This is a genomic window from Mesorhizobium sp. M1E.F.Ca.ET.063.01.1.1 (assembly GCF_003998155.1).
In the GTDB taxonomy this organism is placed as follows: domain Bacteria; phylum Pseudomonadota; class Alphaproteobacteria; order Rhizobiales; family Rhizobiaceae; genus Mesorhizobium.
Map to the genome: position 1 here is coordinate 1 of NZ_RZSC01001721.1, position 404 is coordinate 404.

The 404-nt window shown below is 67.3% G+C and carries 1 protein-coding gene; it reads right to left on the reverse strand.

The genetic code is table 11. The features are described 5' to 3' along the window. On the reverse strand, window positions 1-404 hold a 404-nt coding region (locus EOA29_RS40585), incomplete at both ends, for an ATP-dependent helicase (RefSeq protein WP_145970207.1).

Sequence of the window (404 nt, forward strand, 5' to 3'; positions counted from 1 at the left end):
CTTCAGCGCCGTGCCGGCCTCGCGCTCGGCGAGGATCGCGTGGCAGGCATAGCTTGCCTGCTCGGCCTCGTCGCGTACGGTGACCAGAAGCGGCTTTTCGGACGATCTGCGCTCGCTCCAGAGGTTCTTGGTGAAGCGCTCGGCGGCCTCCCCGATCACCGCGTTGGCCGCCGCCAGGATCGTCTCGGTCGAGCGGTAGTTGCGCTCCAGCGTGACGATTGCCGCTGCCCGGGCGAACTGCGTGGGGAAGTCGAGGATGTTGCGCACTTCCGCGGCGCGGAACGAATAGATCGACTGCGCGTCGTCGCCCACCACCGTCAGGCCGGCGCCGTCGGGTTTCAGTGCCGTCAGGATCGAGGCCTGCAGCCGGTTGGTGTCCTGGTATTCGTCGACCAGCACATGGT